Below are 22,821 nucleotides of genomic sequence, written 5' to 3' on the forward strand. Positions count from 1 at the left end.
AAGAGAGTTCCATTCGTTAAATATTAAAACTTAGTCGATTCCTCGAATCCTGACTAAAGCGCTCCTTGAAGCTATAACGAATGGCATTAAGGAGCCAGTGTTGAGAAAGGCACTTTAGTGCCTTTCTCACAAACGACCCTGGGTATTTCTTTAAAATCCGCGTAGGTCGAGTTCTACGGCGTTCCCCAGCCAATAGGCGTGCTGTGTGTGGTCCGCAAGATCGTCGCCGGTGCTGGCATGCACCAACACATTGAGGGTGTCACGTTGCTCATCCAGCCAAGGAATGAAGTTGTCAAAATCGGTATCAAAGAAAAGCACCTGATAGCTCCACATCGTGTGGGGGCCGACAGGCCTTTCATGTATTCGACCGAGTTTGAGTGAAAACGCATTCTTGGTTTTCTCATATAGGCGCTTTGCAGCGTCTAACGTGTTTGCATCAAAATACACATGTGCGTGATAGGCTTTATGTGCATTTATCGGTTTTTTCGGGCTGTTCATCCTTGTCTCCTCAGCCTTGAATCTTTATTCCAGCCTAGCGCATTTGTCTGTGAAGATTCTATGACTTATTTGCATCATCTTGTGCACCTGTTTTTGTTGTTATGTAGCGTCCGCGGTAGATTTATGAATAATGACATTGGTAAGACAATCGCTGTATGGCAGCGTATTCGAAACACGGGCACTTTCTCTTCACCATCAAGTCAGTTCCCCTCAATCATTAAGTAAGGATTCGGTTTGGCTAAAAAATATTATGTCGTGTGGAAAGGTCGCAAGAACGGCATTTACACCGACTGGGCACAGTGCAAAGCGCAAGTTGATGGCTTTCAAGGTGCGAAATTCAAATCATTTCCGACACTTGTAGAAGCTGAGGCCGCGTTCGGCGGTAAAACGGGGGCTGCTTCATCCAAGCCTTCTGCCGCTAAAACATCCTCAAGTTCCACCGCCGCGAAATCCAAGCCTGCTGCGCTCACGCAAACGCAAATCACCGACATGCCTTTTGATATCAAGATTTTCACTGACGGAGCGTGTGAACCCAACCCTGGCGAAGCGGGAACGGGGCTTGCGGTCTATCAAAACAACGTTCTATGCGAGCTGTGGTATGGGCTTTATCAACCTGTGGGCACGAACAATACAGCCGAACTGCACGGGTTACACCAAGCATTCATGATCGCCAAGGAAAAGCTCGCGAAAGGTTTGTCAGTGGCGATCTACTGTGATTCCCGCTATTCCATTGATTGTGTCACCAAGTGGGCGTCAGGTTGGGAAAAGAAAGGGTGGAAAAAGGCGGGGGGAGAAATTAAAAACCTCGACATCATTCAACCTGCTTACGCACTTTATCAAACGCTACAGTCGCAAATCACAATTCATCACGTGAATGGTCACGTTGGCATTGAAGGTAACGAACTCGCAGATCGAATGTCGATTGTGGCGATTGAGCGTCAAGATGAAGCATTGACCTTGTATCAAGAAACGACGGACATCGACGAAATTCTAGCGCTTAGAAAAGGTTAGGAGCGCGTTGTCAGACAATGGTCCATCAGGCAATGGTCTATCAGATAACGGCTCATCAGATAACGGCGTAGATACAACGTGTTTCTATGCCATCACTTATCATTTCCTCCCTCTGTTTTAGTTACTTTTATCATTAATTCCACATGCTGATGACTGGATTTAGATGCATAGCGCACGTCAATGACTGCAATATGTGTTGGCCTGTGCATGGCTAATGCGATCACATCCGACTTTGTTATCGTTGTCTTCTGTACGAATATTCATCTTGTTGCACAAATGTTAGGCTTCTCCGCTTGGCGAGGGATGACAATCGTAAAGGGAAAGATGATGAAAAAACAAACATTTGCCATCGTGCTGACGATGATGTTGACGGGTTGCGCGAGCAATGATTTGGGTCAAGTGGTTAATGAAGGTGTGAATGGCGCAATTAATGGGGTACTGGGCTCAGTTGGCAGTGCTCCAGTAATTAATAGCGATAAAGGGTACACCATTGAAGAAGAAACCATTTACACCACTAACGCGACTCGAACTAAGAAAGACTATGGTTCAATTGAAATCACCAAGACGCAAAAAAATCCCAAGTCAAAAACTGAAATCTATTTGCAAAGCTGTGTTCACCCTCGTATTGGTGCAGTAGATTGTAAAGGTTATCTTTATGAAGTGACTTCAGAAGGCTGGCTTTTAGATGATAAAGTTATCTTTGACTCGGACTACTATCAAAGCCGAATTGTTGCGTCAGGGACGTATTACTTTAAATTGGAAAGTGAAAAAACAGGAACGAAGTATCACGCAACGGGTGAAGCGACCATTGTTCCGTTTGTTACCAATTACATCACGATAACGGTCGAGTAATTCTCAAGTCTGTGAGTGATAGTGTCGTGGTTGAATGAAGCTCAGATATATGATGAAAAACGGCTTAAGGGAAATAACGCCTTAAGCCGTTTTTTGATCTGTCTGCTGCATGAATGTTGGCGTAATCTTGTCGCTCACATCGCCAGCAACGCCTAAGAAATATTACAGCGCCTTTTTCACTTTACTTGCCACATCTGCAGGCACCCACTGGGTCCAAACATGCGGGTAGGATTCCAAGAACTCAAATGCGGCAATTTCTCCGTCCGCTTGGTTCTCTTCCATCCATGCCATCATGGCGCTCATGTCGGCATTGGCGTAGGCACGTTTAGAAATATATTCATATGCCGATGGTGATTTCTGAGCGAAAGACTCTGTGGTGATGGTATTCACTGCTGACGGCGGGTAGGCCGTTACTTTTGGGTTTTCACAGTCCTCTTGGGTAATGCAGCTTTCATAGTGCGCGGGATCTGCCTCTACACCGAAATCGACTTTGACCATGTCATAACGACCTAAAACAGGCGTAGGTGACCAGTAGTAACCTAACCATGAATTCCCTCTGTCGTATGCGCGAGCGATAGAGCCAGCAAGCGCTGCACCTGAGCCGGGGTCAACCAGCTCAAAGCCAGACTCTTCCATGTCGAGCGCATCAAACAAGTGCCCCGCTGTGATCTGGCATGTCCAACCAGACGGGCAGGTCATGAACGCCGCTTTCGTGTCATCTTCAGGATGGGGAAACAGTTTTGCGTTAGCTTTGATGCCCTCGATGGTAGCGAGTTCTGGGTGTTTATCGACCATGTACTTAGGTACCCAAAATCCTTCCTCGCCACCTTCTGTGAAGGCTTTACCAGCGAAGCGAAGTTTGCCTTCATCGACGCCTTTTTGGAGCATGTCTTTGTGTGAGTTGCTCCAAAATTCGGGTGCAATGTCAGGCTCGCCCTTTTCCGTCATTGATACGCCTGTCGGCATGGTATCGCCGGGAACGAGTTCCGCGTTGCAATCATAGCCATTTTGAAGGATGAACTGATCAACGTGCGCCATCAGCGTCGCCGAATTCCAGTTCATATCGGCAATGGTGACATCGCCACATTCGTCGGCTTGCGCAAAAGGAGATAGAGCAAGAAGAGCCAAAGGAGTTAACCGTGCAAACATTTATATCGCCTCAAACAAAAGAATACAGTGTTTATACCCAAGCAACCTGAATATGCTCGATTTCAGAGGCCATCAGAGTGTTCAATTCGAGGTAAATTCCTGTCGGAATAGTATCCTCTTTCACCGGAATTTAACGATGAAGTGGACGCTCTGATGGCCTCCCTTTGGGCGAGTTTACTGACGCCATGCTCGGTGTTGTCCCTTTTTGATGGAGCTCACTACATCAAAAAGGGACGCCTTGATCATAACGTCAGTAAAGCTCGCTGAATCCTACATCTTCAGGTTGCTTGGGTATAATCATATAGCTGACAGACTTCGCGAGCAGGGTATCGAGTCACCATTAGTTTCGCGTTGATCGATAATAGTTCAGAACTATCGGAGTCGAGTCATTTTGTATATCTGTGTTCACGATAGCAAAGGCTGTGCAACTGATGTTTACTCTTTGTTTATAAACGTGATGTTTCTTACAGTCATCGTCATATTTTATCACTGTAAAATGTGTCAATTTGCATAGGTTAGCTTTGATCAGTCTCTCACAAGTCAGTATGCGCTTTGGTCAATGTTACGGGCATGTTATACGCTTATGTTTGTTTAGAGGTGTAAGGAATGCTCGAGAGATGCAACAGGATGAATATTCAAAGGATTCACCGTTTCCCTTCGTAAAGTTCGATAATATCCAGAAGAGCTATGACGGAAGAACGTTGGTGGTCAAAGGATTCGAAATGGATATCGAGCAAGGTGAGTTCATCACTCTGCTTGGGCCATCGGGATCAGGAAAATCGACAGTTCTCATGATGATGGCAGGGTTCGAACAGCCAACCCATGGTGACATCTTTCTCAACGGCAATCCGATTAAAACACTTCCACCGCACAAGCGTGGTATTGGATTGGTGTTTCAAAACTACGCGCTTTTCCCTCACATGACGGTTGAAGAAAACCTCGCGTTTCCTCTTCAAGTTCGCAATATGTCTAAATCCGATGTCGAAAAGAAAGTGAAACGAGCGCTCGATATGGTTCGTCTTTCTGAATTTGGTCATCGTCGCCCTGCACATTTGTCCGGTGGTCAACAACAGCGAGTCGCAGTAGCGCGAGCTTTGGTGTTTGAACCCGAGCTGGTATTGATGGATGAACCGCTCGGAGCGCTAGACAAAAACTTGCGCGAAGAAATGCAGTACGAAATCAAACATATTCAAGAAGACTTGGGCGTGACCATGATCTACGTAACGCACGATCAGTCTGAAGCTCTGACGATGTCTGATCGAATTGCGGTGTTTAACGATGGCATTGTTCAGCAATTGGCAACACCAGAGGAGCTTTATGAGCGCCCTGCCAATGCATTTGTGGCTCAGTTCATTGGCGAGAATAATCGCTTGAAAGGTAATGTGCTGTCGCTAGATGACAACCACTGTAAGGTTCAAGTCCCAAATGGTGACATCATTACGGCTAATCCCGTTGCTGTGAACAAAGCGGGTGACATTTCCACGTTATCCCTTCGACCTGAGCGTATTGTTATCAACCCTGCTCAAGGGGGGCTACCCAATATTTTTGATGCCAAGGTAGAAGAAGTTATTTACCTCGGTGACCACCTTCGAACACGCGTTAAGGTCTGCGACAGTGACGAATTCATTATCAAAACACCGAATGCGGAAGGCCATCCAGATTTGCGCCGTGGCGACATGATCAGTATTGGTTGGTCGCAAGATGATTGCAGAGCGCTCGATGCTTCCTAATAGAACAGGTAAATGCGTTAGCGCCGAATACGAAAATGCTCTGCCGGAAATGAAAACGATTTAAATATCGGGAAAAGATCGAGCAAGTCAGGAACGCAGTTTTTCTTTCGCCTAGTTCAAGGCTTAGAAATGGATTCCTTATCCTGCTCAGACGTCAATATGCGAAAGAATTAAGGATGAATACAATGAAAAAACTCGCGTTACATGTTGCCATTCTGGCTGGTTTTACGGGTGTTGCTTCGACAGCAATGGCTGCTGAAGAAGCGCTAAATGTTGTTTCTTGGGGCGGCGCTTATACCGCTAGCCAGACGAAAGCCTATCATGAACCTTGGACAGCGAAGACTGGGCAAAAAGTCGTTAACATCGATAAAGCACAAAACGGTTTGTCAGGTTTGCGTGCGCAAGTTGAATCTGGAAATGTAACGTGGGATTTGGTGGATATTCTTCCATCAGATGCGATTGTTGCGTGTGATGAAGGTTTGGCTGAACCTCTTGACCATGATGTATTGCTGGCCGCAGCCCCTGATGGCACTGCAGCAACCAAGGATTTCCTTGCAGGTTCACTGAGTGAGTGTTTCGTCCCTTCTATTGTTTACTCCAATATTGTTGCGTTCAACTCAGAAATGTTCGGTGGCAACCAACCGAGCAAAATCCAAGACGTGTTTGACCTGAAAAACTTCCCAGGCAAGCGTTCACTGCAGAAAAAACCGATCAATAACCTTGAGTGGGCGTTGATTGCGGATGGCGTTGCAGCTGCCGATGTTTACGATGTGCTGAGCACTGAACAAGGCGTACAGCGTGCCTTCAAGAAGCTCGACACCATTAAAGATTCTGTCATTTGGTGGGAAGAAGGCGCACAACCACCACAACTACTGGCGGATAAAGAAGTGGCGTTTGCTTCTGCATACAACGGTCGTATCTTTAACGCCGCAGTCAACGAAAAACAACCTTTCGACATCATTTGGGATGGTCAGGTGTTTGAGCTAGACGGTTGGGTTGTGCCAAAAGGCAAAATGGACAAAGTGAAAGACTACCTTCGTTTTGCGACCGATTCACAACGTTTGGCTGACCAAGCTAAATACATTTCTTACGGTCCAGCACGTAACTCTTCAGCAGCAATGGTAACAACGCATGCTGAATCAGGCATTGAAATGAAACCACACATGCCGACATACGGACCAAACTTCGCAACGGCTATTCCGAAAGACGATGAGTTTTGGGCGGATAACGGTGATGAGCTAGCTCAGCGTTTTAACGCATGGTTAGCGAAATAAGTTGAAGTATTGGCGGGTGATCGTAATTTGCGATCCCCGCCTTTTGCGTTTTGTTAAGTAGGGAGAGTGTGGTGCAAGGAAGTACAGCCAACGACATTAAAACGGCAGACGGTGTATCACTGCGAGTGAGCCAACAACGCTCGATTCGTCGCAATAAAATCAAAGCGTTTATGCTCGTCGCCCCTCTGTTGGCGTTTTTGCTGATCGCCTTCGTGCTCCCTATTTTCGATATGCTGCAACGTAGTGTCGAGAACCCAGAAGTCCATACCTATTTGCCGCAAACGACCGTGGCACTCGAAAGTTGGGATGGTGAAGGACTGCCGGACGAAGCTGTGTATGCTGCGTTGGTGTCAGATTTGCAAATAGGCGCCAAAGCGAGAAATATTGGTAAGGCAGCTTCTCGTTTGAACTACGAGAAGTCAGGCATGCGTTCGTTGATTATGAAATCAGCGCGCAAATCAAAACGAATGACTGATGGGCCTTACAAAGAGGCCATGTTAAAGGTGGATAAACGCTGGGGTGATATTAGTGTTTGGAAGCTGATTGAGCGTGAGTCCTCGCCTTATACCTTGTCTTACTACTTAAATGCCGTCGACCTAAGGTATGACGACAACGGTGACATTGTCGCGCAACCTGAATACCTGCAAATTTATAACTCTCTATTTTGGCGCACGCTCTACATGAGTATGTCCATCACCTTCCTTTGCTTGTTATTGGGTTATCCGATCGCGTACTTGTTGGCAAACTTGCCAGCGAAGAAAGCTAACATGCTGATGATTTTGGTTCTGTTGCCATTTTGGACGTCACTGTTGGTTCGCACCGCGACTTGGATTGCTATCTTGCAACAGCAAGGCGTGTTGAATGATTTGATGGTGGGCGCGGGGGTGCTAGACGACGAAAGTCGGATCCAAATGATTTATAACCAAACGGGCACCTTGATAGCGATGACCCATATCTTGCTGCCGTTTATGATTTTGCCGCTTTATTCTGTGATGAAAACTATTTCCCCAAGCTATATGCGTGCCGCTCGCTCAATGGGGGCAACACAATCAATGGCATTCCGTCGCGTGTATTTTCCTCAGACGTTACCGGGCATTGGCGCGGGTTCGATATTGGTATTTATCCTTTCTATTGGTTACTACATTACTCCTGCGCTCGTTGGGGGACAAACGGGAACATTCATCACCAATTTCATTGCTTACCACATGCAAACATCTTTGAATTGGGGTCTAGCAGCGGCTATCGCGTCAATTTTGTTAGTCGTGGTGATGATTTTATATTGGCTTTATAACCGCCTAGTTGGCGTCGACAACGTGAAGTTAGGGTAGGGATAACAATGGCATTACCAGAATGTGCGACGACAGGCGAAAAAGTATGGTTTGTTGTCTTTCGTGTGATTTGTGCAGCGATATTTTTGTTTTTGATTGGTCCGTTACTGGTCATCTTACCGTTAAGCTTTAATGCGCAGCCCTATTTTACGTTTACACAAGAGATGTTGAGCTTTGACCCTGCCGGTTATTCACTGCGTTGGTATGAAGACTTCTTTACCTCAGATGCGTGGCAATCCGCCGTTAAGAACAGTGTGATCGTCGCAATAGCATCGACGTTTCTAGCGACCGTGTTGGGAACGATCGCTGCATTGGGGCTTTCAAGCCGCTACATGCCTTACAAAGACTTGGTGATGGCGATCTTGATATCGCCAATGATAGTGCCATTAATTATTTCAGCGGCAGCCATGTTCTTCTTCTTTTCCCGTTTCCAGCTGACTCATACTTATATAGGCGTTGTATTGGCGCATACCGCGCTGGGCATTCCTTTTGTGGTGATCACGGTGACGGCAACGTTGAGCGGGTTTGATCACTCTCTGACTCGCGCAGCAGCAAGTTTAGGCGCAAACCCAGTGACAACCTTCTTTAAAGTGGTGCTGCCACTGGTGACACCAGGTGTCATTTCGGGTGCGTTGTTTGCGTTCATTACGTCGTTTGATGAAGTGGTCGTGGTGTTGTTTATCGCAGGCCCAGAACAAACCACCTTACCGATTCAGATGTGGTCGGGGATACGTGAAGAAATTAGTCCCACCATTCTCGCGGCTGCAACCTTGCTGGTGGTGCTTTCGATTGCTTTGCTGACAACGCTTGAGTTCTTACGACGACGCAGTGCGAGATTGCGTGGTATTGAAGAATAAATGGTAAGCCTGTGGTGGTGTGAACTTGGTTCACCAAGGCTTGCTTACGTATACAAACGGAAATAAAAAAAGCACGATTACGTCATCGTGCTTTTTTAGTGCTGGTCTGCCAGCGATCCATTCCCCCAAATGAGATGGCTGGCAAACCAGACAATCTAGTTAGCCAGCGATTGCCAGCTAGGTACGGATTTACGCTTTGCGCTGATTCTGTACCAAATTGCCATGAGTAGGCCAAAGAACATGCCGGTGATCAGTGATGCGTTTACGGCGTAACTCAGGGAGACGCCCAAAGATTGCCATTGCATAAACCACATGATCACGCCCCATAACGTGCCAAACCACAATGTGCCAGCAAGAATATTCGCACCAAAATGAGCGAACTGGGGTGGAGGTAGCTTTATCCCGACTTTACGAGCAAGGCGGTAGATGATGGGATTTATAGCCGCGCCAGAAAAGCCTTTTTTTAGAAGCACTTGGTGGGCGCGTTCTAGGTGTTGTTCAAAATCCATGGTTCTTCACTATCTACAACTTAATGCTCGAAACTATACCTAAACCGTTTGCATATTGAAGCGACGTCCTCTTATTTGGTGACTCTGCTCTCGCGGAGCACGTATTTTCGGGGATTTTTCGAGACGTTATGCATCGAAAGCCTTTTCTCAGGCGAGTTGAATCCGGCATTTTTAGTGTGTTGGGGGTAACTCTGATTTAGTCAGCTCCAACTTGCTTGGAGAAAACGTGTTCGATAGTGTACGAACTTGTCATGTAATGAAGCGAGAAATTAGCGATGAAAGTGGATTATCAAAAGCGCCTGCTGCCAGTTATCCGATACTTGGAAAAACACTTCAATGACCCATTGAATCTCACCGAGGTTGCTGCGCTCGCCAATTTGTCTCCTTATCACTTTCATCGCACATTCAAAGCTGTACAGAAAGAAACGTTGGCCGACTATATTCGTCGCTTACGATTGGAATCTGCTGCCGATGATCTTTTCAAGAGTAAACAACCTGTAATGAATGTCGCGCTGGACTATGGGTTTTCATCCTCGCAAAGCTTAGCAAAAGCCTTCAATCAGCATTTTGGTGTGTCTCCCAGTGCGTTTAGGGATTGTCCTGATCTGGCAGCGTTTGCAGAGTTATCTCGAAACAGCAAGATTGGACACGCTTTGCGCAAGATTGGAAACGCTGGCGATGAGAACTATCCATATACTGGCTCCAACTACACAAAACAACGGAGTGCATATATGGAAACGCAAACGTTCGACAGTGCAACATTGGCTTATGTCCGTGTAACAGGTCCTTATGGAGAAGGTTATGAAGAAGCGTCAGGCCGCTTATATCAATGGGCTGGTCCGAAAGGGTTGGCGGGTTGCACTTGTATCTTTATCTACCATGACAACCCTGAAATTACCCCTGCAGAGAAGTGCCGAACTGACATCTGTTTAATGGTGCCTGCTGATACGGAAGTGATACCAGGAATTGAGCTTCAAGATTTTTCTGGCGGCAACTATGGTGTAATGCGAAAAACAATCACAGATTTCAGCCAATACCCTGCGGCATGGGATGACATCATGGCGGATGTGATTGAGTCGGGTTTTGAAAACGATAATCGCCCTTGTTTCGAGCTTTATCATAGTTTTGACCCGCAAACACAACATGCTGATGTGAGCTTTTGTACGGCGATAAAACTGTAAAAGCCAACCTTTGTGTTCTCTTCATCATCGCCCGCTATATTGCGGGCGATTCGATATATGCCCAAGCAGCCTGAATGTCGAATCTTGAGTTTGTTTGGGTATATATTCTCATCTGACGCCTCGGCCGCTAGTGGCGCGATATCAGTGTTCTTCTATGGAAAGTAAACCAAGCGCCTCGCCTCTGTCGTATTGAATCATGAGTTTTTAAGGGCGGTTTGGTATAGATGGCAGAGATCAACGAAACAACACGATTCAATGCAGACCAGATTAATAACATGGTAGTGGGTGTTGCAGCGCGAGTGGGTAATCATGATTCAGGTATCCATAGGCATCGCAAGCACCAGCTATTGTTCGCGTCTTCTGGTTGCATGAGCATAACGCTTGATGGCGTTTGGTGCGTATTACCGCCATCTAGAGCGGCTTGGATTCCTTCGGGTACAGAGCACTGTGCGATGATGCGAAATGTCGTTGCTTATCGCTCTCTATACGTTGATCGCAGGGTTTCGTCCGACCTTCCTCGAGAGATTAGAATCATCACGGTTAATGGCCTTCTTCGCGAGTTGATTGAGCGAATGGCTTATTGGGAGTGGGACAAGTCGATTGAAGAGCAGCAAACGATGTTTTCATTGTTTTGCGATGAGCTTAATACGGCAGAGCAAGAGTACTTTTCTTTGAAGCTTCCAAATGACCGCCGTTTAACCCATTGGCTTTCCGAAGTGATGGATGGTGAGCGACTGCCAGAACATTTAGTTGATATGGCAACTCGTATTGGCGCTAGCGCTAAAACGATAAGCCGAATATTCACAAGAGAAACTGGCATGCCCTACCAATCTTGGCGTCAACAGTGGCGTCTGCAAGCAGCGATTGAACGGCTGTCTGAAGGTGCGAGTGTGTCTGAAGTGGCTGAAGCGCTGTGCTTTTCCAGCGACAGTGCGTTTATTAGTTTTTTCCGCAAAATGACGGGTGATACGCCAGGGCGTTACATTTAGTCAGTTTGATCTCGCCCACTTGTATGAAATTTACACCGTAAATTCATTGAAATGATATTCATTCTCACTTAATGTGAAGGAAACATTAATTGGGAGAACGGTCATGGCGTCTGAGAAAACTAGCGACAGTTGCAACGACAGTGATAGGGAAAGTCGAGCGAGTAACACGCGACAAGGACAAACCAGTAAGGTACAGATTGAAATTGGTGTCGATGAATTAGAACGGCTTTTTGTGGCGGGTCTGTTGTGCGCCTCTAAGTTTAGTTGCCTTAACGTTGAGTCAAAACGTGCTGTGCAATCCCTCTGCTTGAATACGTGCATGCACAGAATCTGTGAGGAAGAACCGAGGAAAGTGGGAATGTCAGCGCTGAAACATTCTCTTGTGAAAAGTATCACCTATTAATTTTAAATCGGCACTTGAAATAGCAAAAACCAATCCCAATGCAATGATGTTAATAATATGTTTATTCCTGCTTTTCTTTCATTGCTCCCTTAAAAAATACCTCAATAACTCATGGTGTTAGGTTTTAGTTGAAATTATTTTTCACTTTATGCCTTGAAAGTTATTTTGTCAGACTCCAAATATATTGGTGAGGGAGTTGTGGCGATATTCGTGCGGCTTCTGATAACTCAATAATTAAATAAATAATATCGCTTCATTGGAGGATATATGATGAAAACTATCGATTTAACACCCCTATACCGTAACAGTGTTGGCTTTGACCGCTTCGCGTCATTGTTGGATAACGCATTCCGCGCAGAAAGTGCTGCGGGTGGTTACCCTCCTTACAATATCGAATCTCTTGAAGAGAACAACTATGCCATAACCCTTGCTGTGGCAGGCTTCACGCAAGAGGAGCTTAACATCAACGTTGAGCGCGGTGTACTGTCTATTCGTGGTGAAAAGCAGAAAGCGGAAGGAAAAAACTTCCTTTACCAAGGTATCGCTAACCGGACGTTTGAGCGTAAATTCAACCTTGCTGACTTTGTGGAAGTGACAGGTGCAGATTTGGAGAATGGTTTATTAACCATTAGCCTTCTGAAAGTTATTCCAGAAGCAATGAAACCAAAAACAGTGGCGATTAATACAAATAAGAAGCCAGTGTTTGATGTTGAAAGAGAATTGACTGCATAACCTTGTTGGGTTATTGAATAACTCACTGGGATGTTAAATAAATAGTGGCGCTTGCTAAAGTAAGTGCCACTATTGATAATTATTTACCATGGGTGCTCTTTCCCTTCCCATGTTAAAAACTTTCCTGTATCTGCAATTGTTATATTGTTTGCTAGCGTAACTATACCTTGTGCGCTTTCTTCTACCGAAATCTCAGCGTTTTCACCACCCATGTCGGTTTTCACCCAACCAGGATGCACAGGACAAACGGTCACGTTTTGTTCTTTGAGCTCCAACGCTAGCACCTGCATCACCTTGTTAGCTGCAGCCTTAGAACTCCTGTAGGCTAGCATACCTTTTGATTCTCGATTCAATGCGCCCATCTGGCTGGTAATGGTGATGACACGAGGACGGTCACTCATGGCGAGGTTAGGCAAGAGTGCGTTGGTGAGCATGAGTGGAGCTACAGTGTTTATTTCGAACGCTTCGATCCAGCCTTTCACATCCATCTTGTTGTAGGACTGATCCTTCGGCCCAATGATACCTGCATTGTTAATGACAATATCGATAGAGATGCCTTCCAGCAGCACAGCCAAGGCTTCAATGCTGTTTTGGTCGGTCACTTCAAGAGGTCTAAGCGAAAGTCGGTTGGTGGATAGCAAGTCAGTCAGAGAGGCGGGAGGCGTGTTGCCACGATAGGTGGCAAAGACTTGGCTTCCACTTTCTAAGAATTGTTTTACCAGTTCTAGGCCAATGCCCCTTGCGGCACCTGTTATTAAAACTGTATTCATATCAATTCCCTCCGTTTGCCTGCAGTTTTAGACAGATTATATGTCATTGAGAATTCGAGAAAATTTTGCTTCATGTTCTATGTATTTGGTCGCAAATTGCTCTGAACAGAAAAATAGTCATGATTGTTCAGTATATTACGCTTCGCAAATAAAGTTACCCACAGAAACGGTGGATAACCCTTTGGGTAACATTTTATTCATACAACTATCATTTATGATTTGACCTGATAGCTGTGGCAAATTAGTCAGTTAAGGTAGCCAGTTTAAACAGGGGAGACTTTATTCTTTGGCCAAAAAAGTGCGGTGTTATCACAGGTTGCTGTATGCATGCTCCTTCTTATCCAAATGTCGACACCGTCTAGTTTTATGAGCAGGGAGTGTGAGTTAGCAGCACGTTTTCAATGCGTGGTTAAAATTTAATCAAACGCGATTGGGGAAAAGAGCATCAATGAAATCTTTTTGAAAAAAAGCCCTGATTACTACCAGGGCGTTATACGAAGTGATTACTTATGGATTGCTTAACTGGACGCACAATGCGTCATACAGCAATTTGTGCATCTTCGGTGACAAGCATAGGGTCACGAACTGCAGGTGGCACATCGATATGCTTGAGTCCCAAGCGCTCTTCTCGCGGAGGAATGCCGAAGTAGTCGCGATAACATTTACTGAAGTGTGGTGTCGACACAAACCCGCAAGCAATCGAGATTTCAATGATCGACAAGTTAGTTTGATTAAGCAATTGCCGCGCTCGACTCAAGCGCAAGTGCAGATAATAACGGGAAGGGGAGCATTGGATGTGTCGCTGAAACAGGCGCTCCAATTGTCGCCGTGATAGCTCAACTAATGCAGCCAGTTCGTCAATGCAAAAGGGCTCTTCGAGATTGGCTTCCATCAGCGAAACGGTTTCAAGAAGTTTGGGTTGAGCTGTACCGATCAAATTACGAAGCGGGACTTTCTGAACATCTTCACTATTTCTGACACGTTCACACATGAACATTTCTGAAATTGCCGCACTGAGTTTGTTACCGTGTTCTTGTGCCACCATGGTTAACATCATGTCCATGGGGGCTGTACCTCCTGCGCTGGACATTCTTTTGTCGCCAATGGAAAACAGTTTGTTGCTGACCCTGACAGATGGAAATGCTTCCTGAAACCCAGCAAGATTTTCCCAGTGAATAGAGCAGACTTTATTTTGCATCAGCCCTGCTTTTGCTAACACATAACTGCCAGTACAAATCGCCCCCAGCGTTTTCTGTTTTCGGTCTTGCATGGCCAACCAGCTAAGGAGTTGTCTCGGGTGATTCTGCTCAATATCGATGCCTCCACACACGATGACGATATCCATATCTCGTGGCGATGAAATCGCGTGATCTACATTGATACTTAGCGAATCACTGGCGGAGACGGGTTCTCCGTCTTCACTTAACGTGAACCATTCGTATAGGTTTTCACCAGAGAGTCGGTTTGCCATGCGAAGCACTTCTATGGCCGAAGCCATCGCCAGCATGGTAAAGCCATTGCAAAGATAGAAGCCGATTCTTTTAGTCTGTGGTAGTGCGGATACTGAGCCCATGGATGGATCCCTCCGTAATGGGATAACAACGATCACCGTTTTCACTCTAATTAATTACAGTTCGTAGAGATTTCAGCGGCACTAAACAGCATCCTCTCTCCCTTGCGTAGATGAGAACAAAGTAAAAGTAAAATAGGAAAGTAAGAAAATGTTCAGTAGAAGACGTGATTCTTTAGAATACGACGAATTGTGGGGCAATATATCGCTTAAGAAACACATTGCTCCATAGAAGGGAAAAGCAATGTGTTTAGACGTGTAATGATTTTTTTGGTGTGTACTGATGACGACCAGCAGCATATTTTCATGCGTAAACCAGTGCCTTACAACGCCATTGGTACCGCGTCAATTAAGGCACTAGCGTATTGCTATAACTGGCTATAACTGGCTATAACTGGCTATAACTGGCTAAAACTCACTGCCACGTTTGCGGCGAGTTTGGCGTTGTTTAGTACCAAGGCGATATTGGCTTTTAAGCTATCTCCTTTTGTTTTTTCAGCCACTTTCGCCAGTAAGAAGGGCGTTGAATCTTTACCTTTAATGCCTTTTTGTTCCATCTCTTCAATCGCTTCGGCAATCACGCTGTCCATCAAAGCAGAAGGCATAGCATGTTCTGTCGGGATCGGATTGGCAATGACTGCACCACCGTTTAACGACATATCCCATTTTGCTCTCAGCGCAGCAGCAATTTGCTCTGGAGAATCGAGACAATAATCGACACCAAAGTCGCTTTCGCGGGTGTAAAAAGCAGGCAGGGTAGACGTTTGATAGCCAATGACGGGTACGCCTTTGGTTTCGAGATATTCAAGTGTGAGCCCTAAGTCTAGAATCGACTTGATGCCCGCACACACAACAGCCACGTTAGTTTGCGCCAGTTCTTCCAAATCGGCCGAGATATCGAAGCTGGTTTCAGCGCCTCGGTGCACGCCGCCAATGCCTCCGGTTGCAAACACACGAATGCCTGCCATGTCTGCCAAAATCATGGTGGAAGCAACGGTTGTAGCGCCGTCTTGTTTGTTCGCCACCACAAACGGAATGTCGCGGCGACTGGTTTTTATCGCATCAAGACCGCGCTTGCCGAGGTAGGTGATTTCGTCTTCCGTCAGTCCGATTTTCAATCGTCCTTTCAATATCGCAATCGTCGCGGGTATCGCGCCGTTGTCGCGAACAGCTTGTTCGACGAGCAATGCGGTTTGAACATTTTCTGGATAAGGCATGCCATGAGAAATAATGGTCGACTCAAGTGCCACCACGGGTTTGCCCGCGTCTATCGCAGCTTTAACGTCTGGGTGAATATCAATATTAGGGTTTAGCATTTTGCGCCTTCCATGCGTTGTTGTACCAAAAGTTCGGTGATATCGGGGTTAATCGTGTTGATGTGTTCCATGGCAAGCCCTGAGCAATGTATTGCAAAGTCGCTAGCCGTATCCTCATCCATACCGTTTATTTGGGCATGAGCAAGGCCTGCCAAAAATGCATCTCCCGCGCCGTTGGCATTGATTACCTTGGTGCTTGGTGCCTGAATGAGCCGCTCATGGCGAAGGGTACGAAATAAGATGCCATCAGCGCCCATACTGAGGAAGAGTCGTTTTACGCCTTGGGCGATAAACCAATCGGCGACGTTGTTGATGTCATTCTTCGAATCCACGGGCAGGCCAGAAATCATCTGCGCTTCGACCAAGTTGGGTTTAAGCGTGTGAATATGGGACAGGTAAGGGCGTGCTTTTACGGCCTTGGTGGCGGACACGGTATCAAGATAAATCGCTTGGTCGCTGAAATGGCTGAAGATATATGCCAAGACACTGTCACTCAGGTTGGTGTCTACCACGATGGATTCTGCATGACGAATAATGTCAGCGTGTTGGCTAATCAGTGATACGTCTAATTTGTCGAGAATCGACATGTCCGCCACGGCGGCGAGCATGTCTCCGTCATGATCAAGCAAAGACAAATAGGTAGAGGTTGTTTGCCCTTTCAGTATGTTCACTGCGCGAACATCGACGCCTGCTCGTCGCGTTTGGTTCAATACGAGGTTGCCATAGGTGTCGTCGCCAACCACGGAAATGAGCTTAACGTCGGTGCCAAGTCTTGCTAAGTTCTCGGCAATGTTTCGACCTACTCCTCCCGATGAATGGGATACATGTCCGGGATTGGAATCTCGCGGTATCAGCGTTGATTGGGGCTGACCTACAACATCGATGTTGGTGCCGCCAATCACCACCACATATCGCGGTGGGTTGACGATGTAACCTTTACCGCGGATCACCCCTTTTTTGGTCATATTCATGATATGCACGGCAACCGAAGAACGACTGATATTCAACAAGGTAGCGATTTGTTGCTGTTGAATGAAAGGGTCATCTTTGATCAGTTGCAGTATTTGGTCTTCGCGGCTTGTCATCGGTATCTACCTAACATCTGCTTATAAAGTAAACAAATGTTAGTCTTTATCTTACTGCGTAAACTGTCAATTGTTGTTGGGCAACAATTAGTCAAAGTGTGATTGAGTAAAGAAAAAAAGTGGTGATTTATTAAGCGCTTTGTCTGTGTTGTGGCGAGTCATTCAGGTCGGAAAATGGCCTGAAATGGTCTCATTTCGTGAACAGGAGGTAGGTGAAATGCCACTACACTAAGGAGGACGAGTTCGTTTAGCAAGGAAGGCAAATGGAATACTCTGCGTCGCATTCACCATCGCGTGGTGCGTTATCAGGTTCGCTGACAGAACAGGAACACACCGCCGTTAATGAGGCAATCAATGCGCTTAAGTCAAAGGCTGGCGCACTATTGCCCGTGCTTCATCATATTCAAGGGACGTTGCAATACGTGCCTCCGTCGGCAGTGCCTGTGATCGCCAAAGGACTCAATCTATCAGATGCAGATGTGCATGGTGTGATGAGTTTCTATCACGAGTTTCGACAATCCCCACCCGGTGCACACGTCATTCAGATTTGCCGCGCTGAATCCTGTCAGGCTATGGGCTCTAAATCGCTAGAGCAACATGCGTGCTCGCGGTTAGGTATCGACTATCACCAAACCACAACAGACAACAATTTCACGTTAGAGCCCGTGTATTGCTTGGGCAACTGCATGAACTCCCCATCTGTACGAGTGAATGACCAAGTTTATGGCGAGATGACTGACGAAGAGTTTGATCTCTTGCTCAGTGGTCTTCTGACGAAAGTGATAGAGGTGCAGTCACCATGAGTTATCGCATTTATATTCCGCTGGATACATCGTCAGTCTCCCGAGGGGCTGATGTGGTTGCTGACCATATCTTGCATAGCGCCGCCAACTTAGGTGAAGACATTGCAGTAATTCGCAACGGGTCTCGTGGCTTGTTTTGGCTTGAGCCGATGGTGGAAGTGGAATCAGAGCAAGGTCGCGTCGCGTTTGGCCCAGTCACACCAGATGACGTTGATGCTTTGCTAGCACTTCGCTTTTTTGACCCCGATGACAAAGGTAGCGCGGGATTAAACCACCCTTTATGCCTTGGCCTGACAGAAGATATTTCATACCTGAAAAAACAGCAACGACTGACGTTTACGCGAGTGGGTGTTATCGACCCGCTAGATCTTGATGATTACAAGCAACACGGCGGCTTTGTTGGGCTGGATAAAGCACTAGCTCTGAGTTCTCAAGGCATCTTGGACGAAATCAAGACCTCCGGTCTGCGCGGACGAGGCGGTGCTGCGTTTCCCACTGGCATCAAATGGCAAACCGTCGCAGATCAAAATAATCGTCAGAAGTATGTTATTTGCAATGCCGACGAAGGGGATTCAGGCACATTTGCCGATCGCATGTTGATGGAAGGTGATCCGTTCACCTTGATAGAAGGGATGATCATTTGCGCACTCGCTGTCGGCGCGAATCATGGCTATGTCTACACCCGATCTGAATACCCAAAAGCTTGCGATATTTTCCAGAAAGCGATTGATATCGCCAAAGCCGCGGGCTATCTGGGTGACAACATTTTGGGTTCTCATTGTTCATTTTATCTTGAACTGCGCGTCGGCGCTGGGGCTTACATTTGTGGTGAAGAAACGTCACTGATGGAGAGCTTAGAGGGCAAACGAGGCCTAGTGCGAAACAAACCGCCATTGCCAGCCATTGAAGGGCTATTCGGAAAGCCGACCGTGATTAATAACGTGATTTCCTTGGCGTCGGTTCCCACGATCATGGCGCAGGGCGCTGACTATTATCAAAACTTCGGGCAAGGGCGTTCATTGGGCACGATACCCGTTCAACTGGCAGGAAACCTCAAACAGGCAGGTTTGTTCGAGCTGGCATTTGGCGTGTCGATTCATGAGCTATTGTATGAGTTTGGTGGTGGCAGCAAAACGGGAAGACCGTTGAAAGCAGCCCAGCTAGGCGGCCCATTGGGAGCCTATCTGCCCGCCTCAGAGTGGCACACCGATATGGATTACGAAGCGCTATCTACCAAAGGAGCCATGCTTGGTCACGGCGGCATTGTGGCGTTTGATGACACCGTCGACATGAGCCAAATGGCGCGATTTGCCATGGAGTTTTGCAGCATTGAATCATGCGGAAAATGCACACCTTGTCGGATTGGTGCGGTGCGTGGGGTTGAAGTGATTGATCAATTGGTGGCAGAGACAGGCGAAGCGAAAGCGGAGCGAGAAATATTGCTGCGTGAGCTTTGCGAGACCATGGAACTTGGGTCTATGTGCGCCATGGGGGGAATGACCCCTTATCCCGTTAAAAGTGCCCTGAAGTATTTTCCTCATGATTTTGGATTGGCTGAACAGCCAGACCAATAGGATTTCGATTATCTAGCGGTGCCAGCGCGAATAGCGCGGCGAGGAGCAAACAATGGTTGAGTTTTACATTCCCATTGAACAAGACAACAAAGACTTTGGTACACCTGAAATCAAGGGTGAGGATCTAAAAGCAATCACGTTGTCGATTGATGGATGGCCCGTCACTGTGCCTGAAGGCACATCCGTGATGCGTGCAGCAGCGTCCATGAACATTCAAATTCCGAAATTGTGTGCGACGGATAGCTTAGAAGCGTTTGGATCGTGTCGTTTATGTGTGGTGGATATAGAAGGCATGCGCGGAAAACCCGCGTCTTGTACTACCCCTGTGGCGGAAGGCATGGTGGTCACGACGCAAAATTCGGCACTACAGAAGTTACGCCGTAACGTCATGGAGCTGTATATTTCAGATCACCCTCTCGATTGCCTAACCTGCGCCGTGAATGGCGATTGTGAATTGCAGGATATGGCAGGTGCAGTGGGTCTTCGTGATGTTCGCTATGGATTCGACGGTGAAAACCACCTGAATATGGAAAAAGATACGTCGAACCCTTATTTCACCTTTGATACCAGTAAGTGCATTGTGTGTTCACGCTGTGTGCGTGCCTGTGAAGAGATCCAAGGGCAGCATGCGCTCACGGTCGACGGCCGCGCCTTCGAATCTCGCATTGTTGCGGGTGACAGTAACTTTATGGAATCGGAATGTGTGTCTTGTGGCGCTTGTGTGCAGGCTTGTCCAACGGCAGCACTGACGGAAAACAGCGTGATCGAGCAGGGTACGCCGAGCCATTTCCGCACCACAACATGTGCCTATTGCGGCGTCGGTTGTTCATTCCGTGCTGAGATGCGAGGCGATCAGTTGGTGCGCATGGTGCCAAATAAAGACGGCAAAGCCAACCAAGGGCACTCATGCGTGAAAGGGCGTTTCGCCTTTGGTTACGCTACGCACCAAGATCGCGTTCTCGATCCGATGATCCGAGATTCTATTGATCAACCGTGGAAAAAAGTCAGTTGGGATGAGGCCATCGCTTTCGCTGCTCAACGACTCACTGATATTCGTGATCATCATGGCGTAAATGCGCTGGGGGGCATCACCTCTTCGCGCTGTACCAACGAAGAAACCTATTTGGTTCAGAAGTTGATTCGAGCGGGTTTTGGTACCAACAATGTCGATACTTGCGCACGAGTATGTCACTCCCCGACGGGCTATGGATTAAAAACCACCATGGGTGAATCCGCAGGGACACAAACGTTCGATTCAGTCCAACAAGCTGATGTAGTGATCGTCATTGGTGCCAACCCAACAGACGGACACCCTGTGTTTGCTTCTCAGCTTAAGCGTCGTTTACGTGATGGCGCGAAACTCATTGTTGTTGACCCACGTGAAATCGACTTGGTTAATGCGCCACATGTTCGTGCGCAATACCACTTACAATTGCGCCCCGGCACCAACGTCGCTGTGCTCAATGCGTTAGCACACGTGATCATCAATGAAGGATTGGAAGCGACAGCCTTTATTGAAGAGCGCTGTGACGTGGAAGCATACAACAAATGGCGAACGTTCATTGCCCAAGCGTCATGCTCTCCCGAGGAATTGGAGGGGGCAACTGGCGTGCCTGCTATGTTGATCCGTGAAGCAGCAAGACTGTATGCCAAAGCGGGTAACGGTGCGATTTACTATGGATTAGGCGTCACCGAACACAGCCAAGGCAGCTCTGCGGTGATGGCGATTGCCAACCTTGCCATGGCGACGGGGAATCTCGGTCGCGAAGGTGTGGGAGTGAATCCACTTCGCGGTCAAAATAATGTGCAGGGCAGCTGCGATATGGGCTCGTTCCCGCATGAGCTACCCGGCTATCGCCACGTTTCTGATCCTGAGGTTAGGGCGCTGTTTGAAAGCGAGTGGGGCGTGCCTATCGACAGTGAACCGGGACTGCGTATTCCTAATATGTTCGATGCCGCTGTAGCGGGTCGCTTCAAGGCACTTTACGTGCAGGGCGAAGACATCGCCCAATCCGACCCCAACACACAGCATGTAGAAGCGGCGCTGACGGCACTGGATTGTCTGATCGTTCAAGATATTTTCTTAAATGAAACCGCGAAGTTCGCGCATGTATTCTTGCCGGGCGCGACCTTCTTGGAAAAAGACGGGACTTTCACCAATGCCGAACGTCGTATTTCTCCGGTACGCAAAGTGATGGCTCCGTTATCAGGCAAAGCAGATTGGGAAGCCACCGTTGCGCTCTCCAATGCGCTCGGGTTCGAGATGGACTACAGTCACCCGTCTGAGATTATGGATGAGATCGCAAGGCTGACACCGACATTCCATGGCGTGAGCTATGAGAAAATAGACAAGTTGGGTTCGATTCAATGGCCGTGTAACGATGAAGCACCGGAAGGTACGCCGACCATGCACATTGGTAACTTTGTGAAGGGAAAAGGCAGCTTTGTGGTGACCGATTACGTCGCCTCGGAAGAGAAAGTGAATAAGCGCTTCCCGCTGTTACTAACTACGGGACGCATCTTGTCTCAATACAATGTGGGCGCGCAAACTCGACGTACTGAGAACTCGCAGTGGCATCAGCAAGATGTACTGGAAATCCACCCGCTTGATGCTGAAGATCGTGGCATTACTGATGGCTCGCCGGTGCGCGTTGCCAGCCGAGCCGGAGAAGTAACGTTGCCTGCGCAAATCAGTAACCGCATGCAGCCAGGTGTGGTGTACACCACTTTCCACCACCCTGTATCCGGCACCAATGTGGTGACCACAGACAATTCTGATTGGGCCACCAATTGTCCTGAATATAAAGTGACTGCGGTTCAGGTCAAAGTGGCCGTGGAACCGGCGGAATGGCAGGCGAGATTTAAGCAGTTCGACGAACAACAGCAAGCCCATTTGTCAGCAGCAACACAGGAAGGAGAGTCATAAATGGCGGATGAATTTCACGGAGAGCATGTCCGCAATCAACGTTTGTATGACATGGCAAACCAGATTGCTGACAACCTCGTTCATGGCAGAGAACAGGAAGACACGATTGACGAGGTGGCGTCCCACATTCGACGTTTTTGGTCTTTAGATATGAAAGAAAGCTTGTTTGATGCGGTAGATTCCGAGGTGCTGAATCCTATTGCCAAGCAGGCGGCTGAAAAGCTGGCGTTGGACTATCGCAAGTAGTTTGACGGCAGTGACGAG

The 22,821-nt window shown here is 47.3% G+C and carries 21 protein-coding genes; 14 read left to right on the forward strand and 7 right to left on the reverse strand.

The window, feature by feature from the left end; translation table 11 throughout:
* Positions 1-150: 150 nt before the first annotated feature.
* Positions 151-498 carry a DOPA 4,5-dioxygenase family protein gene (locus tag Q365_RS0102815; RefSeq protein ID WP_028021917.1) on the reverse strand — a complete coding sequence of 116 codons (348 nt, stop codon included), beginning with the start codon at positions 496-498 and terminating at the stop codon, positions 151-153.
* 234 nt (positions 499-732) lie between these two features.
* On the opposite strand from Q365_RS0102815, the gene Q365_RS0102820 reads away from it, so the two are divergent.
* Together Q365_RS0102820 and Q365_RS0102825 are read left to right on the forward strand one after the other, a co-directional pair.
* Positions 733-1,509, forward strand: coding sequence for a ribonuclease H family protein (locus tag Q365_RS0102820; RefSeq protein ID WP_028021918.1), 777 nt, complete (start codon positions 733-735; stop codon positions 1,507-1,509).
* Positions 1,510-1,836: 327 nt separating this feature from the next.
* On the forward strand, positions 1,837-2,361 hold the full coding sequence (locus Q365_RS0102825) for a hypothetical protein (RefSeq protein ID WP_028021919.1): 525 nt from the start codon (positions 1,837-1,839) through the stop codon (positions 2,359-2,361).
* A gap of 162 nt (positions 2,362-2,523) precedes the next feature.
* Here Q365_RS0102825 and Q365_RS0102830 read toward each other — a convergent pair whose 3' ends face one another.
* Entirely contained in the window at positions 2,524-3,510 is a 987-nt protein-coding gene (locus Q365_RS0102830) for an ABC transporter substrate-binding protein (protein ID WP_028021920.1), read from the reverse strand.
* Between the two features lie 617 nt (positions 3,511-4,127).
* Here Q365_RS0102830 and Q365_RS0102835 point away from each other — a divergent pair.
* From Q365_RS0102835 to Q365_RS0102850, 4 genes are all read left to right on the forward strand, one after another.
* Entirely contained in the window at positions 4,128-5,240 is a 1,113-nt protein-coding gene (locus Q365_RS0102835) for an ABC transporter ATP-binding protein (protein WP_028021921.1), read from the forward strand.
* Between the two features lie 185 nt (positions 5,241-5,425).
* Entirely contained in the window at positions 5,426-6,514 is a 1,089-nt protein-coding gene (locus Q365_RS0102840) for an extracellular solute-binding protein (RefSeq protein WP_028021922.1), read from the forward strand.
* Positions 6,515-6,585: 71 nt separating this feature from the next.
* The gene (locus tag Q365_RS0102845; RefSeq protein ID WP_028021923.1) at positions 6,586-7,842 is read left to right on the forward strand and encodes an ABC transporter permease; all 1,257 of its coding nucleotides are present in this window, start codon (positions 6,586-6,588) and stop codon (positions 7,840-7,842) included.
* 8 nt (positions 7,843-7,850) lie between these two features.
* Positions 7,851-8,699 (forward strand): ABC transporter permease, encoded by an 849-nt coding sequence (locus Q365_RS0102850; protein ID WP_028021924.1) that lies wholly within the window; start codon positions 7,851-7,853, stop codon positions 8,697-8,699.
* 155 nt (positions 8,700-8,854) lie between these two features.
* Here Q365_RS0102850 and Q365_RS0102855 read toward each other — a convergent pair whose 3' ends face one another.
* A complete protein-coding gene (locus Q365_RS0102855; protein ID WP_028021925.1) occupies positions 8,855-9,208 on the reverse strand; it encodes a DUF6404 family protein in 354 nt (117 codons plus the stop codon).
* A gap of 275 nt (positions 9,209-9,483) precedes the next feature.
* On the opposite strand from Q365_RS0102855, the gene Q365_RS0102860 reads away from it, so the two are divergent.
* The 3 genes from Q365_RS0102860 (at position 9,484) to Q365_RS0102875 (ending at position 12,513) form a co-directional block, all read left to right on the forward strand.
* Positions 9,484-10,389, forward strand: coding sequence for an AraC family transcriptional regulator (locus tag Q365_RS0102860; protein WP_028021926.1), 906 nt, complete (start codon positions 9,484-9,486; stop codon positions 10,387-10,389).
* Between the two features lie 224 nt (positions 10,390-10,613).
* Positions 10,614-11,378 (forward strand): helix-turn-helix domain-containing protein, encoded by a 765-nt coding sequence (locus Q365_RS0102865; protein WP_028021927.1) that lies wholly within the window; start codon positions 10,614-10,616, stop codon positions 11,376-11,378.
* A 673-nt stretch (positions 11,379-12,051) separates the two neighbouring features.
* A complete protein-coding gene (locus Q365_RS0102875) occupies positions 12,052-12,513 on the forward strand; it encodes an Hsp20 family protein (protein WP_211254234.1) in 462 nt (153 codons plus the stop codon).
* An 83-nt stretch (positions 12,514-12,596) separates the two neighbouring features.
* On the opposite strand, the gene Q365_RS0102880 is transcribed toward Q365_RS0102875, so the two are convergent.
* Positions 12,597-13,283, reverse strand: coding sequence for an SDR family oxidoreductase (locus Q365_RS0102880; protein WP_028021930.1), 687 nt, complete (start codon positions 13,281-13,283; stop codon positions 12,597-12,599).
* Between the two features lie 538 nt (positions 13,284-13,821).
* Positions 13,822-14,856 carry a choline metabolism transcriptional regulator GbdR gene (gbdR, locus tag Q365_RS0102885; RefSeq protein ID WP_028021931.1) on the reverse strand — a complete coding sequence of 345 codons (1,035 nt, stop codon included), beginning with the start codon at positions 14,854-14,856 and terminating at the stop codon, positions 13,822-13,824.
* Positions 14,857-15,099: 243 nt separating this feature from the next.
* On the opposite strand from gbdR, the gene Q365_RS26630 reads away from it, so the two are divergent.
* On the forward strand, positions 15,100-15,237 hold the full coding sequence (locus tag Q365_RS26630) for a hypothetical protein (protein ID WP_155858977.1): 138 nt from the start codon (positions 15,100-15,102) through the stop codon (positions 15,235-15,237).
* Positions 15,238-15,251: 14 nt separating this feature from the next.
* Here the strand turns inward: Q365_RS26630 and Q365_RS0102890 are convergent, their stop codons facing one another.
* Both Q365_RS0102890 and Q365_RS0102895 read right to left on the reverse strand, forming a co-directional pair.
* Positions 15,252-16,169, reverse strand: coding sequence for a pseudouridine-5'-phosphate glycosidase (locus tag Q365_RS0102890; RefSeq protein WP_028021932.1), 918 nt, complete (start codon positions 16,167-16,169; stop codon positions 15,252-15,254).
* Complete coding sequence (locus tag Q365_RS0102895) at positions 16,163-17,254, reverse strand: PfkB family carbohydrate kinase (protein WP_028021933.1); 1,092 nt, start codon at positions 17,252-17,254, stop codon at positions 16,163-16,165. Before Q365_RS0102895 ends, Q365_RS0102890 begins: the two co-directional genes overlap by 7 nt.
* Positions 17,255-17,517: 263 nt before the next feature.
* On the opposite strand from Q365_RS0102895, the gene Q365_RS0102900 reads away from it, so the two are divergent.
* From Q365_RS0102900 to Q365_RS0102915, 4 genes are read left to right on the forward strand one after another with little or no spacing between them, the layout of a single operon-like run.
* Positions 17,518-18,057: a formate dehydrogenase subunit gamma gene (locus Q365_RS0102900; protein WP_028021934.1), complete on the forward strand. Its 540-nt coding sequence runs from the start codon at positions 17,518-17,520 to the stop codon at positions 18,055-18,057.
* Positions 18,054-19,631, forward strand: coding sequence for a formate dehydrogenase beta subunit (locus Q365_RS0102905; RefSeq protein ID WP_028021935.1), 1,578 nt, complete (start codon positions 18,054-18,056; stop codon positions 19,629-19,631). The genes Q365_RS0102900 and Q365_RS0102905 overlap by 4 nt, the downstream gene beginning before the upstream one ends.
* A gap of 52 nt (positions 19,632-19,683) precedes the next feature.
* Positions 19,684-22,557: a formate dehydrogenase subunit alpha gene (gene fdhF, locus Q365_RS0102910; RefSeq protein ID WP_028021936.1), complete on the forward strand. Its 2,874-nt coding sequence runs from the start codon at positions 19,684-19,686 to the stop codon at positions 22,555-22,557.
* Complete coding sequence (locus tag Q365_RS0102915) at positions 22,558-22,803, forward strand: formate dehydrogenase subunit delta (protein WP_028021937.1); 246 nt, start codon at positions 22,558-22,560, stop codon at positions 22,801-22,803.
* Positions 22,804-22,821: the final 18 nt, after the last annotated feature.

The sequence above is a fragment of the Enterovibrio calviensis DSM 14347 genome (assembly GCF_000621165.1).
GTDB lineage: Bacteria > Pseudomonadota > Gammaproteobacteria > Enterobacterales > Vibrionaceae > Enterovibrio > Enterovibrio calviensis.